At 41.0% G+C, this 14,919-nt stretch carries 7 protein-coding genes; 1 reads left to right on the plus strand and 6 read right to left on the minus strand.

The genetic code is table 11. The features are described 5' to 3' along the window. Positions 1 to 24: 24 nt before the first annotated feature. A complete protein-coding gene (locus tag LXL81_RS21845) occupies positions 25 to 813 on the plus strand; it encodes a hypothetical protein (RefSeq protein ID WP_234648888.1) in 789 nt (262 codons plus the stop codon). 14 nt (positions 814 to 827) lie between these two features. On the opposite strand, the gene LXL81_RS21850 is transcribed toward LXL81_RS21845, so the two are convergent. The 6 genes from LXL81_RS21850 to LXL81_RS21875 all read right to left on the minus strand — a co-directional run bounded on the left by LXL81_RS21850 (position 828) and on the right by LXL81_RS21875 (position 14,900). Next, positions 828 to 2,606 carry a metallophosphoesterase family protein gene (locus LXL81_RS21850; RefSeq protein WP_234648889.1) on the minus strand — a complete coding sequence of 593 codons (1,779 nt, stop codon included), beginning with the start codon at positions 2,604 to 2,606 and terminating at the stop codon, positions 828 to 830. 84 nt (positions 2,607 to 2,690) lie between these two features. Continuing rightward, positions 2,691 to 4,052 (minus strand): PhoPQ-activated pathogenicity-related family protein, encoded by a 1,362-nt coding sequence (locus LXL81_RS21855; RefSeq protein ID WP_234648890.1) that lies wholly within the window; start codon positions 4,050 to 4,052, stop codon positions 2,691 to 2,693. A 134-nt stretch (positions 4,053 to 4,186) separates the two neighbouring features. Beyond that, positions 4,187 to 5,827 (minus strand): SusD/RagB family nutrient-binding outer membrane lipoprotein, encoded by a 1,641-nt coding sequence (locus LXL81_RS21860; protein ID WP_234648996.1) that lies wholly within the window; start codon positions 5,825 to 5,827, stop codon positions 4,187 to 4,189. A gap of 22 nt (positions 5,828 to 5,849) precedes the next feature. Continuing rightward, the gene (locus LXL81_RS21865) at positions 5,850 to 9,218 is read right to left on the minus strand and encodes a SusC/RagA family TonB-linked outer membrane protein (protein ID WP_234648998.1); all 3,369 of its coding nucleotides are present in this window, start codon (positions 9,216 to 9,218) and stop codon (positions 5,850 to 5,852) included. A gap of 621 nt (positions 9,219 to 9,839) precedes the next feature. Then, positions 9,840 to 11,498, minus strand: a complete 1,659-nt coding sequence (locus LXL81_RS21870) for a SusD/RagB family nutrient-binding outer membrane lipoprotein (protein ID WP_234648891.1) — start codon at positions 11,496 to 11,498, stop codon at positions 9,840 to 9,842. Positions 11,499 to 11,522: 24 nt separating this feature from the next. Next, positions 11,523 to 14,900, minus strand: a complete 3,378-nt coding sequence (locus tag LXL81_RS21875; protein ID WP_234648892.1) for a SusC/RagA family TonB-linked outer membrane protein — start codon at positions 14,898 to 14,900, stop codon at positions 11,523 to 11,525. Between the last annotated feature and the right edge of the window lie 19 nt (positions 14,901 to 14,919).

Genomic DNA, 14,919 nt, shown 5'->3' on the forward strand with positions numbered 1-14,919 from the left:
TATTTAGCCATAAATCAGCACATTATGAATCCTAAAAAACTGGTTAGACTTAGTAATATCATTGGTACCATTGCTATTACACTTCTGATTTACTGGGTCTTTATTTTTATTTCTTATCAGGTTTTTGGACTAAAACTCTTTCGGGAGAAAATAACTGAAACATTCTTCACCAGTATTGTCGGGATTCTGGCTTTAATGTTTGGAGCGTTGATCACCAACGTAATGTTCAACCTTACAAGAATTGCCGAAAAACATAATCTTGATGATGTCAATCCTGCAAGCACAGTATCACAAAAACTTCGCTGGATTTTAATACTCAGCTTTCCAATCGTTCTGGGACTATTGTTTCTGGGGGATTATTTAACTTCTGAAAATAAGGAAAAGCTCTTGATACAATCTGCACAGTCGATTATTAACGATAACTCAAAAAAAGCTGATATTTTGGTTAACTATTCATTTGATAAAAAATGGATTACTGAAACCGGGCACATACTGGATCTGTTATCAAAAACCGACAAAAATTTTCCAGTTATAACGGTCATCGTTCCCGATTCAGTTGATAATTCAAGAGTTTTATTAGGTTTTAGAACTTTCCAAATGGTCAATGATACATTGCCCCCATCCAGAATGACCTACATTCAGGCGACGACCAAAGACGAACGGGAATATCTTTACAAGGTTTTTGACGAAGGCAGCAAAGACATAAAGTTTTCGTCCGAAAACGGTCAGTATCAACTTTACTACCCGTATTTCAGCAACAATAAGAAAATTGTAATTCATTTTTCAGACTATCAGCGATATGGAATAAAATAGTCCGGAAAACATATCTATTTCACAATCTTAAATTCATCTTTAACATTTCCGGCCGGATCAAAACATTTGTAAATCAGCGTATTTCCCTTCATTGAAATATGCTGATAAAGCGGTCCGTCCTTATACCTTACAACCGCGTAATCTTCCGCCAGCCATTCTTCCTGTTTGCCGGGAATACTGATTGACATGGTGTAAATGGTTCCTTCTGCCGGGGTTTTCATTTCCTTCCCGTCATTCATCGGTTTTGTTCTGAGATAGTAATGCATGTGGCCGTTCATGACCATATCCACATGATATTTATCAAATAATGTCCCCCACTCTTTTCGGATTTCGTCATAGGGTTCAACAAAATTATATGGTGGAAAATGGAAGAAAACGAACTTCCATTTCGATTTTGAAGATTTCAGTTTTTCTTCAACCCAGGCACTTTGATCCGGCACAGAAAGCGTGGCATCGATCATCAAAAACAAAGCATCCTGATAATTAAAGGCATAAGTCATTTCTTTTGGCAAACCTTTCGGACCGTTTTCAGGTAAGCTGAACATTTCCTGATACATACCAGCGCCTAATCCATCCTGGCTATCGTGATTACCAGGAACGGGCATTAACGGTTTGCTTTGAAAAACGCCTCCTGAATACTGCCATAATTCGTCCCATTCATCACGATTCAAACCTGTGCTGACAAGATCTCCTGCGATATCAAAAAAGGAAATTTCCGGATGAGCTTTTAAAGCCTTCTGAGCCATATCTCCCCAGATGGGCGACTTGTGCGTATCGCCAAACCAGATAAATGAAAAGCCATCATTTGTCGCAGTTTCAGTATTAAAATTTGCCGGAACCGACCATTTTTCAGTTTTTGAACCGACGATGTATTGATATTCTGTTCCCGGTTTCAAGCCTCTGAGTTTCGCTGTAAAACGGTTCACATAACGGTCATTTTGCAGCAATCTGTCCTCCATTTTGAATTCGGACGCGGTAGAGATTAAAGTGTCAGCTGAGTTATTTTTCCAATATTTTACGGCTCCATTTTTGACTTCCATATTGGTTCTCCATTGAATATTCACAGATGTTTTAGGGTCATCACTCCATGTCAGCATAATCTGGTCAGGATTTGTAGAAGATGGAAATAACGTTTTCCTGAATGCTCCTACAAGATGCGCTTCCCTCGCTCTTCCGCGAACGGTTGTAAAAAGTTGTTGACCCACCAAAGACTCAGGCACTTCGGTTAAAATTAACCCATCCCAGTCATGATAAGTAAAGGCTCCTTTTTTCATGGTCATCAACGGAAACTCTGAAGGTATTACATTGGTAATCTTTAATTCGTCATCCTTTTTCTGCGGACCTACACTTATAAAATAGACTGGTCGGTTTTTATCAAAACCATTAATGCCCAATTCAATTTTTCCAGGATCAAAGTTTTTCTGCCAGACTTCGTATGTATAATTCTCATTTTTCACAATCATTCCTGTTTTCTTAAATCCACTTTCCTCAATCCAGAACGGAATGACTTTCTGAGCAGAATCTCTCATCAATGAAACGGTTACCGGAACGTTTACTTCAAAATTCCAGAACTTTGTTGCAAGCGTATGAAGCTCGTCCTTTGTCAGAAAAGTCATGATGTATTTTTCCGAAATCGTGTCCAGCTGGGCGGGTTTCAGATTTTTGTAAAGTCTGGTAACAACTTCATCCATCACCATTTTTACGGAACCTGAATTATTAACTTTTTCATTTTTGCATGACAAAAAAGAGAAAGTAAGAAAAAGAAGATTTTTAAGAACAGGAGGAAATTTCATAACGAAACCCAGGTTTAGTTTTATTATCAAAAAAGTAACAGCAACGGTTAAGCGATGCTGTTACTCCAATATCACTTGCAAAATTTACAACACTGCTTTGTCATTTGTGAGGAAAACCCGCGTGCTTTCTGTGTAGGTACCGCCGTGAGAATCCTTATATTTTAAATCAACATAAAAGGCACGGAAGCCACTTGCGGGAAATGCCTGATTCACATTAATTTTCGATTTATTTTTGATACCCAGACTTTTACTCGTCCATTTATCATCCCGGATATCCTGGTCTTTTGAATCTGCTGACCACAGAATTACATCAACCAACGGATCGGCCGAGGCTTTTACAGCAAGGTTCACCCCTTTTTTATCCGCAGTTTCTTTCCATTCACAAACCGGATATGGGCTTCTTGTCATCGTATTTCCAAAAAATGCGCTTAAAGCTTCCATGGCTTGTTTTCCGCCACCAAGATTGTGACCGACATTCGGTACATAGTGCAGCATGTTATTTCCAGGAATATCTTTCAGATAATTTTTGATATTATCCACCACCCAATATTCATCATTTGTGCCCATGATGATCAGTTTCGGCATGGTCAGTTTGGCACGATAGGAATACGGATCGATCATGGTTGTGATGGCTGCTCCATCCGGTGTTTTACTGTTTTGCGGAATACCAAGTTTTACATAATCCTCAATCTGGATGCTATAATCTCCCCAGGACTTGATCTGATAATCAAGGCTCACAGGCATATTTAAAATGTCAATAACCATTGGCGCAATGGCTGCAACGCGTTTATCATTTGCGCCGGTAAGCCAGGTTGTCCAGCCACGTTTAGACGCTCCCGAAACCACAAACCGGTTCACCTCATGATTCAGCTTTTGTTTTGAAAATTCCTGAATTACATCCATTGCACGCACGGCACTTTTCACCATTGGAAAAAGTAAAGGCCAGCTATAATCCTTATCCTTTTTGAAATTGTGCAGCGTGTAAGAAATCAACGCATCCTCCGTCAGATCTCCGAAAAACGGCTGGTTTGGTGTTTGTTTTAATAAAGTTACAATTGCATTATTTGCTTTTGCAACACCACCCAGTGATACCAGCAGATCATCATCCTTTTTATTACTCCAATTTGGAAGGTCGTCTTTGTTTGATCCACCGGTAATAAATAATAATGCGCCGTCAAATTTATTGTTCTTTGGCACCATGACCGTCATTTGATGCGTCCAGGTAAATTCACGCCACTTTTGAGACGTTAAAAGTATGCTGTAAAAAGTAACATCGTTCTGTGTATAAGTATCTTTCAATTCCCATTTTAACGATTTATCACCATTGTCAAGATAACTTTGCAACGCAGTTTCGGGTGTGACCGGTTTTTGTGCAAATACAGCGCAGCTAAAAATCAATTGGATAAAAAGTATTTTCACGGCTAGTTCAAATCTATTCTTTTTCATTGTGCAGAGGTTTTGTTTATTGAATTATTTTTATTGAAACACTAATGAGGGCAGTCCGCCACTGCCCTCAATTCTATTCGCCAAAGGATATACTCAGATTAAAACCATATCGTACTATTCCTTTGTAATTATTTCTACCAGGGTTTGCCTGCACCCTGAATTACCCACGGTTTAGACCACGCACTGTTTTTGCCATCTGCCGCAGAATAAGTAGTTGATTCCAGCTTATTGATCGCGTCATCAGCATTTGCCTTATTCAGATTTCTTTCGTCAAGCATATAATAGAATCTAACCGGAAGTACTGTTCTTTTTCCCTGCGGACCGGTTTGAAGTACAGGATAACCCGTTCTCTTGTAATCAAACCAGGCTTCACTTGCGGCCGTCCAGCTTGCAATCCATTTTTGCTCGATGATCTGTTTTTGGGTTTTGTTATAAGCCACATTGGGCTGAGCGACATAAGCTGCATAAGAACTTGCCAGTCCCCAAGCTGTGAACGAAGCCTGAATGGCCGCTTTGTAATGTGTTTCTGCGTCACCTGCTGCCCAACCCTTTTGCGCTGCCTCAGCCAGAATAAAATGAACTTCGGCAGCTGACATTAATCTTGCTTTTAACAAATCACCTTTTGGTGCTTTGTACATCGTATTCAGCCAGGAAACATGCGGATTGTCAGCACCTTGTGCAGCTGTCGGACTCATATTATAACTTGCTCCCGACAAAAGTGACACAGGCAGACCGACATAATTCTGATTGGTATCAATTGGAATGCCTTTCACTTTATCCGGTGATAAATAACGTTTTCCATTTTTAATAACATCCGTATTTGCAGCAAGGGCTGGATCAACCACGAGTGGAATCTGCACCTTATTGGCCCATACTCCAAGTCGCGGATCATTTACGCCGAGCATCGCTTTTACCAAAGTATTACACATTTTTATTCTTCTGTAATTACTTTCGCTCGCATCGTCTCTTGTATTGGCTGGCCAGGAATCGGCACTGCTGTTTCCTGCAAAACCCATGGTAGCGTCATCTCCTGCAACATTCATGATTGGATATTGTGTTGCATTGCCCACAATTTTCTCAATTCCTGCTTTGGCAACTTCAGGTTTTTTGTCAGAAATGCGCATGTAATATCTCAGCGCCAGAGAATTGGCAAGTTTCCTCCATTTGGCCGGATCGCCGGCATAATATACATCCGGAGTTGCAATTGTACTGTTATATTCTGCTTTGGTTTTTGACAAAAGCGTATTCGCTTTGTCCAGATCTGCCAATATTCCGGTATAAATATCTTCCTGACTGTCGAAGGCCGGAAAGGTATTGGCCGAACCTCCCTCAGATGCTTTCAATGCAGCGGAGTAAGGCGCATTTCCCCAAAGATCCGTGATCAAACCGAAAATCATTGATTTCATGACCAGCGCGACACCTTGTTGCAGCGTGTAATTTAATTCAACAGCACGGTCATAAACATACTGGTTATTGGTAAGAATGGCATACCAGCCGCTCCATGAATTGGTCTGTCCCCAGTCGTAATCGTTATGCTCGCCGCTCCATCCGTCTTTCTGTGTATGCTGCATGACACCACCGATTATCTGGTCATAATTCAGGCTGACAAATTGCTTTCCGGTTTCAGTTAGCACCGTAGAAAGCACAAGATTTGGATTAGCCGAGGTCGGATCCACACCGTTTGGGTTCTTGTTCACTTCCGTCAGATCTTTACAGGAAGAAGCAAGAAATACTGACACCATCAGTACGATTGATTTAATATACGTAGTCTTCATCATGAATCAATTTGAACCGTTTTTAAAAAGTTAAACCAAGCTTAAATCCAACAGGAATGACCCAGGGTGTAACATTGTATCTTTCAATTCCCTGCTTAAACTGGCTTCCTGAACCTTGCGTACCGGATTCAACCTGGAAAGCTGTTTCAGGATCGATGTTAATTTTGGCTTTTGTCCAAAGAATAATATTTCTGCTGTAAACCGAGAAATTAGCACTTTGCATACCAATCTTTTTTGCAAAATTCTGAGGCAGATCATATCCGAACGATATTTCTCTCAGCTTTACAAAAGAAGCGTCATAAGTAAACGGACGGGTAAATGACCAGGTTGTAGCACCCGCCAATGGGAGATATTGTGTTCCGCTTCCGCCCAGATTTTCTTTATATCCTGTTGGATTTCCGGCTGCATCATAACCTGTGGCAATAACACCCGGCACAAAAACACCACCATGAGGAAGCGGGATTCCGCTGTAATTAACCGGGAAACTTCCATAATCCGGCGTTGGGCCTCCTACGAGTGGGAATACGTTCCCATTAATTTTGATTTGTTTTTCCTGATTTGCTACCAGATGATCTCTCAACGCATCACCGCTCAAACCGTTTGGATTGATCAGCTTGTCATAAAAAAGTTGTGAATGACCATCCTCTTCCCCGTAACGATAGGTTTGAGAAACAAAATTTCCACCATTGCGCCAGTCGAACGTCATGTTTAAACTGAAACCCTTATACGCAAGTGAAACCTGGCCGCCAAGTGTGAACTTTGGATTGAAATTTCCGATCTTATTTTTTGTATTAATCGCATCCACAGACTGCCACTTACCTGTTTTATCCAGAATCGGATAACCATAATAAGGAGAAGTTTTGTCCGTTACCGTAACAACCTGTGCATCGTAAATATCACCGACTTGTTCTCCAACATAAGTCCAGGCGCCACCTTTTGCATCTGTCCAAAGTGTAAAGTATGGCAAATCATCAGACAATCTTTTAATGGTAGTACGGTTTCTGCTCAGGTTTGTATTTACATCCAGACGCCAGCCGTTTTTATTAAGCGGCGTTCCTCCCAAAGTCAATTCTATACCTCTGCTTTCCAAAAGTCCGGCATTGATACTTTTTGTGGTGTAACCGGAGGATGGAGGAAGTTTTGTGCTCAAAATCTGGTTTTTATTTTCTGCCATATAGTAAGTAGCACCAAAACGCAACCGGTGCTCGAACATGGTCAGGTCAGCTCCCACTTCATAGGATGTAGAAATTTCCGGTTTCAGATTTAAGTTGAAAAGATTATTGGAAACAGTAAGTCTGGGAACACCATTCCAGGTTCCGGCATTGCTTAACGTACTTAGCAAAGAATATGGATTTGCATCATTACCAACCTGAGCGACACCTCCTCTGATTTTCAGCATGTTTATTTTTTCGGTCATCGGAATCATTTCGTTGACTAAAAGACTCAAAGATGCCGAAGGGTAAAAATAAGATCTGTTGGCTGCCGGCAGGGTGCTTGTCCAGTCATTTCTGGCTGTGATATCAAGATAAACCATTTCCTTGTAACTCAGATTGGCAAGTGCATAAGCACTGTAAACCGATCTTTTGTAAGAACTACTGGCGTAAGTAAGGTTAGCAGGCAAAATATTCTGAATTGTGAAAACACCCGGAACGATCAGCCCTGTACCATTGGTAGAAGAATTACTCACATTTGAGCCATTCTGATTTCTGTCATTTGCGCCCGCTGATACCGAAAAGGCGAAGCTTTTCAAAGTTTTATGGTAGGTGGCGAGGAAATCTGTATTGCTTTCAAAAGTCGCCAGATTGATCAAACCGTAGGCACCGTTTGGCTCAGCGGTATAACTGTTGGCAATTTTGGTTTCTCTTTTTTCCTGATAAGTATCAAGTGAATAACGGCCGAAAATGCTCAGTTCAGGTGTAATCTGCCACTCTGCTTTTATATTGCCAAAAACGCGGTCACGCACAAAGCTGTTGTTCACTTCATTTGCAAGGAAATAAGGATTGTTAAAAACGCCTTTATACTGAGAGCGCTGCTGCAAACCTTCCTGCCCTGGCAACCAGTAATCTTTCAAATCACGGATATCCGTATGTGGAGAAACACCGTATGCCCATTGCAGTGGATTTGTCCCTCTGTTTCCGGCCGGACGATTATTTGAATTGTTACGACTAAAATCCAGATTGCTGCTTATTCTCACTTTCTGGTTAACCTTTACTGATGTGTTCAGGTTTAATGAATTTCTGAAAAGATCGGAATTTGGAATGATACCGCGGTTTGTCATATTGGCGTACGATAAACGATAAGTTACCAGATCCGTACTGTTAGAAATGGATACACCGTTTGTTGTTGTAATACCCGTTTGTACAAAATTTTTGACATTATTTTTATGTGAAACCAGCGGCATCGCAATCTGTTTTCCATCAGCTCCGATCGGGCTGTTCCATTGCACTTCTTCATATCCTTTGTCCAACGCCGCTCCATAAGTTGCTGTGATACTTTCGTCCACCAGTTTTTTAAACGGATTGCTATAAGGATTGTTTGTGATTGAAGTTGGGATGGCTGAAAACTGGCCGGAACCGAATTGTGTCTGCCATTTCAGATATTTATAGGGTTTATCAAAAACCGTGTTAGAAGAAACGGTTACCGTCATTTTTTTGACTTTCGAACCACTTTTTGTTGTAATCAAAACAACACCATTTCCCGCTCTTGAACCATATAATGCTGCTGCACTTGGGCCTTTCAGGATCGATACATTTTCAATATCGTCAGGGTTAATGCTTGATAATGCATTACCATAATCCACTTTGTTATCCGTTCCCACTTCGCTGACATTGTTCAAACTATTAGCAATTGGAACTCCATCGACCACAAATAGTGGCTGGTTATCATTACTTAAAGATTTTGCTCCGCGGATAACCATACTCACCGAAGAACCCGTTGCCCCGGTAGAACTGATGGCCACACCAGCCACTTTTCCGGCCATTGCGTTCAGAACGTTTTCCTGTGAGACCCGGTTAAATTCCTTCCCGTCCACTTTTCCGACTGAGTATCCAAGCGATTTATCCTCGCGTTTGATACCCAGGGCAGTTACTGTCACTTCATTTAAATTTTCAGCATTGGATATCAACGTTACATCTACAATGCTGCGGTTATTTACCGGGACTTCCTGTAACAGAAAACCAACAAATGAAAAAACCAGAACAGGATTATCACCCGTCACGTCAATTGAATATTGTCCGGCTGCGTTTGTACTGGTTCCTCGCTGTGTACCTTTTAATACGACATTGACACCTGGAATACTTACACCATCCTGCCCGGATACTTTTCCGGTGATGGTTCTGTCCGCCTTTTTTTCCGTATTCCTGTTCAAACTTCCCGAAAAAACTCCTGCCATTGACATCTGGCTAAACGGGAGACTGAGCCCTAAGAATATCAGCAGATATTTGAAAACCCGCTGATGAAAATTGATAGAATTTGATCTCATAATTTTCGATGATTTAATTAAATAGCATAGTGTTAGGGTAACTGATTATTAATTTTTGATTCTGGTACTCATTCATGTGTTAGAGGGATTTTTCCATAGACTAATGTTTAAGAATTGAAATTGTATACTGATAAAATTTGAAGTGAAATTCCTGGCATATGGTGCCGGATCAACCCGTTTGGATTATCCAATTTTCCTGTGTTAAGAATTTGTTATGTATGCATACTAATTTGAAAGAAATAATAATCCCAGTACGAATGATCAGCCCGTCAGAAATCAGCAGGAAAGAAACATTTGTAATACTTCGGAAGGTCGGGGATGGACTACTACCCGAATATTAAAAAATAATGAATTGAGCTACCGGTTGAAAAGGTCAAAAAAAATCCGGAAATGGTTGAAAACAATTCAGCACATTTCCGGATAATAATCTAATTTTTCAATATATTCTAATCAACATCAGCCACTTTCGAAACAATTCTTGACAATTAAATGACCATTTCCTGACAACCCCTGACAATAAATGTCCCTAATTTATTGCAACAGCCAAATTTTCGAGAATTGATCATCCACGGCTGGCGACAAAGTGGATACCCCCAGATCATAAGCATCTCTGTTTTGTCCAAGTTCATTACCCGGATAGCGGAAGCGAAGCGGGAATGTATAAGTGCCTAATCTGCCATTACTGAAAATATTGGGCAATTTGGTCCGGCGCAGATCAAGGTAAGCTTCCGTAGAAACCAGAAACAGACTGATCCATTTTTGATCAGCAATTTTCGCAAGCTGACCAGCTTTATCCGTTGGCAAAGCGATATTTGACTGAGCCAGATATTTGGTAACAGATGCCTGAGGCACTCCCCAGCGAAGCAATGAATTGGTTATTCCTTTGCGGTAATATGTATCTGCACTTCCGGTAATGAGCCCTTTTGCAGCAGCCTCAGCCAGTAAAAACTGAACTTCATCACTATTCATAATCTGCGCTTTTAGCAAAGGATGTGCATTCTGTCTGAACAATGTAGAAAATTTGGAAACTTTGAAGTTACCCACAACACCACCGGCAGCGGTGTTATAATGTCCGTTACCGTTTTTCCAGTCAGCCTGCATACCTGCGATAAAACCGACATAAACTTTATTGGAGTCGATCAGAATATCTTTTGTAGCATATTCAGCAATTTCCGGTTTTTTTCTGTCAATATATTCCCAGGTTGAAGAATAGGTATAACCATTTGGATCCGTTGTAGCAAAGGTAACACCGTCCAGACTTTTGTCGCTCGTCCACGGTCTTTCCACCGGTGCAAACCAGATAGCTGCGCGCGGATCACTTAGGTCAGCAAGTTTGTCAACCAACGTTTTACAAGGTCTTCTTTTGTTAAATTCATCAACAGAACCCCAGTTAACAGTTCCGCCTGTCCAGGCATTACCGGGTGTATCACCGGCATCACCTACGGTGCCGATGTATCCAATGGATGCATTTTCAGTTGCTTCTGACAAAACGTTTCCTGAAATAGCTGCGATTTTTGCTCCAACATCCGTGATTTTACCGGATGCACGCATCAGGAGTCTGAGTTTTACCGAATTTGCGAATTTCTGCCATTTCACTTTATCACCTGCAAACATCAGGTCATAAGGCGTTGATATTTCTTCTGTACCACCGGAAATCAATGCTGAGGCTTCATCAAGTTCTGCCAGTAATCCGTTGTAAATATCCTGCTCCTTGTCATATTTTGGATATAAAATACCTTCTCTCGCTTTCAGTGCCTCTGAGTAATAAACGTCGCCGTAAAAATCAGTCATGAAAGAAAAAAGCATTACCCGGAAAACCTTAAAAATACCCTGATGCGTTTTTGAACCGCGGGTTTGTGCAAGCGTGATCGATCCGTCGATCATTTTCAGGATTTCCATGGCATCATACATATCCGTTGTGGCCAACCTGAAACCATCATAGAAGTTATCACCACTCTGGTAATTACTTTCCATGTGTTGAACCGCAGCAGGAAGCTTTCTGTTATCAAAACTCCTTTTCTGATAAAACAGCGTGGTTTTTTTGATAATAGAAGCCAGCAGATAAGGATCATTCACCGATTCAATGGCGTCTTTTTGCTGCAAAGTATCGGCAGTTCGCAACTCGTCCTCACTACAGGAAGTAAATCCTATCAATGTGGTAACTAAAAATATTTTTAATATAGATTTCATAATGCTTTGAATGAACGTTATTAATTAAAAATCAACCGACACCTTGAATCCGTAAGAGCGGATACTTGGCAAAGTTGCTCTTAAAATACCCTGACTTGTACCCACTCCTGAGAATGCAGATTCAGGATCTTCGTGACGGCCCGACTGATTCCACTGGAAAAGGTTTCTTCCATAAACTGACAACATCAGATTGTTAAGAAAATACTTTTTCGTCATCGTACCAGGTACAGAATATGCGAAAGACAATTCTCTCAACTTGAAGTTTGTAGCACTGTAAGTTCTTGTCGAAGCAAAATCCCAGATGATATCACCATAACCGTTGTAAGGGAAATCATAGAAAGTATTGTTCTTATCTGCCCCGTTCACAATATAATCAGCATCCGTTACTGCATCCGATCCTGTGTGGTCCGGATTTACAAATACACCTTTTACATAAACCGCATCCTGAACAGCAGTCGAACGCTTTGAATCATTGTTGTTGTTGATCGCTGCGTAAGTGCTTGATCCAACCGCCGGCCAGGGAAGTCCTCCATGTGCGGCATCACGGCCACCCATCCAGTACGGATTATCAGGACCAGAACTTAGTGTAGATTCCGCTCTTCCGTTCGATTCAAGATACTGCTGGTTTACAGAAACATATTTTCCGCCTTTTCTCAAACTTCCTACGATACCAAGACTGAATTGTTTGTATTTCAATGTTGTGTTGATACCAAGAATAAAATCCGGATTGAAGTTACCAAGTCTTCCACGATCTCTTTCATCAGAAGACAACTGAACCTTTCCCTGATCAGAATCCAGCAGCATCATGCCTTTGTACTGACCTTCTTTTACACGTAAAATCGGATTTTGTTCGTAGATACTTCCGATTTCTTCACCTTTGGCGATCTTCACCATCGTTTTTCCATCATAGTTAGTAAATACATAACCGTTTGGCGCAAACTGGTCAGATAACTTCGTGATCTTCGCTTTGTAATGCGTAAAACTTGTAGAAATATCCCAGGAGAAGTCCTTCGTTTTGATTGGCGTAATATTCAATCCAAATTCAAATCCTTTGTTGGTTACATCACCAATGTTGGTTAACAAACCTTTATATCCCGTTCCCGGTACCAGTGAAATATTACCAATCTGATCTTTTTGCGTTTTGATAAAATACGTTCCGTCAAATTTCACCCGGCCCTTGAACAACCACAAATCAAGCCCGGCTTCTTTGGTAATCGAATGCTGTGCTTTGATATTCGGATCAACCAGTGAACTTGTAAGACTTACCGTATTGGCCGATCCCCATGGACTTGCGTCATAGGTATAAGTATCAACAGATCTTTGTTTTACCAGTCCATTACCTACATCAGCAATGTTAATACGAGGTTTTACCAAAGTAAATACTTCCGGAAAATGGAAAGATTCAGACGCTACCCAGCTCAAAGATGCCGACGGATAGAAATAATGGATTTTTTCTTCTGGTAAAATCCCTTTCCAGTCGTTACGGCCTGTTACATCCAGGAAGAATTTATCATCCCAGCCTACTGTTGCCATTGCATATAAGCTTTGGGATTTTGTTGTTCTGAAAGGCCAGTTGGCATCAGCGATCGTGGTTAATGTTCCGGCTTTTATGTTTGATACTGCGAATAACCCCGGTGAATTCAAATCACCACCGGTTATTTCAGAAGCGTTTGAATTGTTGAAACGATAATTTCCACCAACCGAAGCATTCACTGAAAGTCTGCCTAAGTTTTTATTGTACGTAAGAATTACATCTGAGTTGGCTTCAATGCTGCTGTTATTTCCAGTAACATAAGCTCCAAAAGCATCACCTTTCGCGCCCCAGGATTGTCTCATTTCATAACCTTCCTTCACATTTTCCATCCCAGTTCTTGCCAAAAGAGAAAAATCATCCGAAAGCTGCCAGTTCAGCTGGATTTTACCAAAAAAATTGTCACGGGTAAAACGGTGAAGTTTTTGGTAAGTCGTAAACCATGGGTTATCGTTGGCAACGTCCACACCATTATCCTTCATGATCGATCCGTTTTGCTTAACACCTTCAAAACCCGTCAGCCAGTAATCTTTCATATCTGACAATGGCTGTAAATTTGTCGGTAAATTGAAAAGCAAATTGTTCAAAACACTATTGGAACCCGTCGTATTTTGTTTGTTTGGAGAGTAAGTATGGATGTAACTTGAACTTACCGATACTCTTAATTTTTTGGTAAGATTGTAATCAGTATTCAGCGTGAAGGATTTTTGCTCTGTTTTCGTGTTTGGCATAACCCCAACATTAGTCATATTTGAAATACCAAGACGGAAAGCACCTTTATCAGAATTACCGGTAACGGCTACACTGTTGTTCCATGTATGTCCCGTCTGAAGATAAGCCTGCACTCTGTTCTCTTTTGAGGAAGTCATCGGGCCGTTCGCCCATTTCTTGTTTTTCACATCCCAGTAATCTGCTGTAAATGATCCGTCAAGTTTCGGTCCCCAGGTATCTGTGTTGTCATATTGCCACTCATTTGCTCTTTCACCCTGGCCAAATTCGGTTTGTTCCTGAATAAACTGGTACGCTTTTTCCTGAGAAAAAGAAGTTGAGTAAGATACACCAAGCCCTTTTCTTCCACCTCTTCCTGATTTTGTTGTGATCATGACAACGCCATTTCCACCTTCTGCTCCATATAAAGCACCTGCGCTACCGCCTTTCAAAATGGTTACCGAAGCAATATCATTCGGATTTAATTGTGAAAGAATATTACCAAAATCCACACCATCTTTATTGGTCGTGGTTTGCGTACCCACCTGGATCCCGTCAATCACATATAAAGGTTGTGAGTTAAGCGATACGTTGGTTCCGCCTGAACTTGTTGTTGGCATCGTACTCGTTCCACGAATATTGACAAGCACCGATGAAGTCGGGTCACTGCTCAAATTCGTAAAATTCACACCGCTTACTTTTCCATCCAAAGATTTCATCAAACTTGGGTTGGATGCTTTTACAAGATCTTCGTTTTTAACTTCTGCCACTGAATAAGCAAGCGATTTTTTTTCACGGCTGATTCCAAGTGCCGTTACTACCACTTCCTTCAAATTTTCAGCACTTGGTGTTATTGTAAAATCAATCACACTCCGGCCATTCACAGGAACATCTTCCTGATTATATCCTACAAAAGAAAAAACCAGAACGGGATTTGCACCGGTCACCTCAATCGAATATGTACCGTTTGCTGTTGTTGTCGTTCCTGTTTGTGTGCCTTTCAGGATAATATTTACCCCCGGCATGATAGCGCCGTCGTCCTTGGACGTAACTTTACCTGTTACTACATTTTGTGCGCTGGCCGCCGAAATACCAACTCCGGCCATCAGGACCAGGAGAAATAATCGTCTGAGCACACGCTGAGAAATAGAGTTTGAATTCATAACATTTAGAATAATAATT

The sequence above is a fragment of the Dyadobacter sp. CY356 genome (assembly GCF_021440195.1).
Lineage (GTDB): Bacteria > Bacteroidota > Bacteroidia > Cytophagales > Spirosomataceae > Dyadobacter.